Source organism: Calditrichota bacterium, from assembly GCA_016867835.1.
Classification (GTDB): Bacteria; Electryoneota; AABM5-125-24; order Hatepunaeales; family Hatepunaeaceae; genus VGIQ01.
This window is the reverse complement of sequence record VGIQ01000173.1, coordinates 1-3294: the sequence shown is the minus strand read 5'-3', so window position 1 is coordinate 3294 and position 3294 is coordinate 1. Positions and strand designations below refer to the sequence as shown.

The 3294-nt window shown below is 54.8% G+C and carries 3 protein-coding genes; all 3 read left to right on the top strand.

Annotated features, from left to right (window positions below; all coding sequences use genetic code 11):
- Positions 1–142 precede the first annotated feature (142 nt).
- The gene (locus FJY67_11680) at positions 143–1045 is read left to right on the top strand and encodes a T9SS type A sorting domain-containing protein (GenBank protein MBM3330109.1); all 903 of its coding nucleotides are present in this window, start codon (positions 143–145) and stop codon (positions 1043–1045) included.
- Between the two features lie 286 nt (positions 1046–1331).
- Positions 1332–1754: a hypothetical protein gene (locus FJY67_11675; GenBank protein MBM3330108.1), complete on the top strand. Its 423-nt coding sequence runs from the start codon at positions 1332–1334 to the stop codon at positions 1752–1754.
- A gap of 819 nt (positions 1755–2573) precedes the next feature.
- Positions 2574–3294 (top strand): hypothetical protein (locus FJY67_11670; GenBank protein MBM3330107.1); only part of this gene is annotated, 721 nt, incomplete at its 3' end.

Genomic DNA, 3294 nt, shown 5'->3' with positions numbered 1-3294 from the left:
GTCCTGTGACCAAGGGCGCTGTTCAAGTCCCCTTCGGCTACGCCTTCGGGGACTTGAACAGCCATCACACTGTCAACAGATCGCTAAGATAGTACATATTAATGATTTCGAACGCCGATTGAATGCGGAAAACTTTCCTGAAGTGCATCACAATCTTTTTCTAAACGACAATCCTGATCAGTTGCTGCGGGTAGAATGGAATAGAGATGTTCAATATGATGGGTTTGCGGTCCTCTCCCGCACCAACACCAACGGCGATTCGACCGACCGCTACGGCAACCTCTTCCTGGACCCTCGCATCGTAGGCGGCTGGCAGTGGCCTGACACTAATTTCCTCACGGCTGACTCCCCCTGCATAGACGCCGGCAATCCCGACGGCGATCCCGACCCCGACGGCACTATCGCCGACATCGGCCCCTTCTTCTTCCCGCAAGGCAATCTCGCCGCCGATCCGCGTGAAGTCTATCTTGAGTCGCTCGAAGGCGCCTCGTCCGACACGCTCTTCATCTCCAACATCGGCTTGCGTAACCTTGCCATCCGGCGGGTGGTATTGGAATCCGAGACCCCCGACGCCTTCGTCCTGTTTGGAGGCATCGAAGACGAGCAGTTCCTTGAACCGGGCGATTCGATGTGGGTCTATGTGGTGTTTCGCGCCGAGGTTGACGGGGAGTATGTCGCGACGATTCTCATAGTGTCTGACGACCGCGACGAAGCGCGGGTCGAAATCCCGGTGCGAGGGAAATCGCTCGCCATCCCCGACAATGACGGGATCGGAATCCCGCCCTACGCGATGCACCTCTCTGCCTTCCCCAACCCCTTTAATGCAACGCTCCAACTCCACTACACCCTCCCTCGTCCCGGCTGGTGGGCGCTCCGGCTCTACGATGCAAGAGGCGCCGAGGTGATGCTGCTAAAGGAAGGCTTCCTGCCCTTCGGCACACATCAACTTCACTTTGACGCCGGCGCGCTCCCCTCGGGGCAGTATATCCTCTCTCTACAAGGCCGGCAGGGAGCCGCAACGCGGCGGGTGGTGCTGATAAAGTAGGCGAGCGAGGGATCGGAAGGATTGGCGATTTGAGGCTTCAGGCCGGGCTGGCTGTGGCGGAGCGGGAGGCCGCTGTGGCGGAGCGGGAACCCACTTGTCGGGGCGAAACTATTTTTGTGAAAAGGGCCGAAAAGGCTTGACTTCTTGACCCGGGCATGTTATGATATGGATGCATCCCGCATCTGGCGGGTGAACAGTCCGGCTACCCTTCGTTGCCAGTCTGCCCTTGAGGGCAGGTCGATATAGATTGATTGCTGTCGTTAACGTTTAGTTCTACGGAGGTTCCATGTTCGCTCGTTACGCTACCCAGTCCCTCGTGAGCCTCTTCACGCTCGGAGTCGTCTTCCTCTCTCTTAGCCTAACCCCCGGAGGCGCGATGGCTGCGACCTACGTCACAGACGGGATCGGAATCCCGCCCTACGCAATGCACCTTGAGGCCTTCCCCAACCCGTTCAATTCCACTACCACCATCAGAATCGCCTTGCCATGGGCAGGTGACATTTCGCTGCGTTTGGTCGATGCACAAGGGAGACAGATGGCAGCGGCGCATCTGCCCAGCAGACAGGCCGGCATGTTGTCTTGGGTCTGGTCAGGTCGTAACCAGAAGGGAGAGATTATGCCGTCCGGCGTCTATCTCTGCCAAGTCCATTACCTTCCTGAAACCGGTAGTCCATCTACCGAACAGCAAGAATTAGTTATCATCCGATAACTAATCCACACTTCAAGCGGGGGCATCTTTACGACGCCCCCGCTCGCCCTCTCCACACCAGAGACTTCAATGAGATATACACCTGCATTTTTCCTCTCGTTCTTGGCGTTAGCATACCAGGCCACTGCAGATACGACCTTTATCAATGATCAATTCGTGCACGGAGTTTGGTCGCCAGTAGGATCACCTTATGTCATTCAGCGGGATGTATCAATTGAGCGCGAAGATACGCTCGTCATAGAAGCGGACGTCGAGGTTCTTTTCAATGGTCCGCGCGGATTGATAGTGAGCGGGTTCCTCTTCGCACGAGGTGCCGCAGAGTCGAAAATTCTGTTTCGCGAAATGAGAGACCAGGCTTGGAGATGCATCTTTGCTGGAGTAGGCTCAACTCCAACTCTTTGGCTTGAACATTGCATATTGGAAGGTGCACAAGGCTGGTTTGAGGGTCAAGGTGCGATCAATATTGAAACCAGAGACGCGGATGTCCATATTAATAATTGTGAATTCAGAAGAAATTGGATTGCCATTCTAATCGGCACCACCATTCCTCAGCGCACTGTCATTATACAGAACTGCTTCTTTGATCTGAATTATTATGGAGTTAGCATCAGATCTGAATCTCTTATCCGTATATCCAATTGCATGTTCATTCGTCAGGACAGGAGCGGTGAGATTCTTAGAATTGGCGCGCAGGGCGTAACCTTTATTGATAATTGTCTATTCATAAATTCACTCATGGAGTCATCTGGTAATATTGGTATTTTTGCAAATTCTATTTTTGTCAGTGGCTTGCAGATTTCCATTAATCAAGGTGATGGAATGGGTTCTCCATTTATCTATTGTAGTTTCGACACAAGCGAGAATGCAGTACTACCCTATGAGCAATTTGATGATTTCGGCGTCCTTGATCGCACCAACGCCAACGGCGATTCGACCGACCGCTACGGCAACCTCTTCCTGGACCCTCGCATCGTTGACGGCTGGCAGTGGCCTGACACAAATTTCCTATCGCCTGACTCCCCTTGCATAGACGCCGGTGACCCCGAAGCGGACCCCGACCCCGACGGCACTATCGCCGACATCGGCCCCTTCTTCTTCCCGCAAGGCAATCTCGCCGTCGATCCGCGTGAAGTCTATCTTGAGTCGCTCGAAGGCGCCTCGTCCGACACGCTCTTCATCTCCAACATCGGCTTGCGTAACCTATCCGTCCGGCGGGTGGTATTGGAATCCGAGACCCCCGACGCCTTCGTCCTGTTTGGCGGTATTGAAGACGAGCAGTTCCTTGAACCGGGCGATTCGATGTGGGTCTATGTGGTGTTTCGCGCCGAGGCAGACGGTGAGTATGAGGCGAATGTCGTCATCGAATCGGACGACCGCGACGAAGCGAGGGTCGAAATCCCGGTGCGAGGGAAATCGCTCGCCATCCCCGATAATGACGGGATCGGAATCCCGCCCTACGCGATGCACCTCTCTGCCTTCCCCAACCCCTTTAATGCAACGCTCCAACTCCACTACACCCTCCCTCGTCCCGGCTGGTGGG

Excerpts from the sequence above, each read along its gene's own strand:
- FJY67_11675 (MBM3330108.1), top strand. The coding sequence starts at position 1,332 with ATGTTCGCTCGTTACGCTACCCAGTCCCTCGTGAGCCTCTTCACGCTC.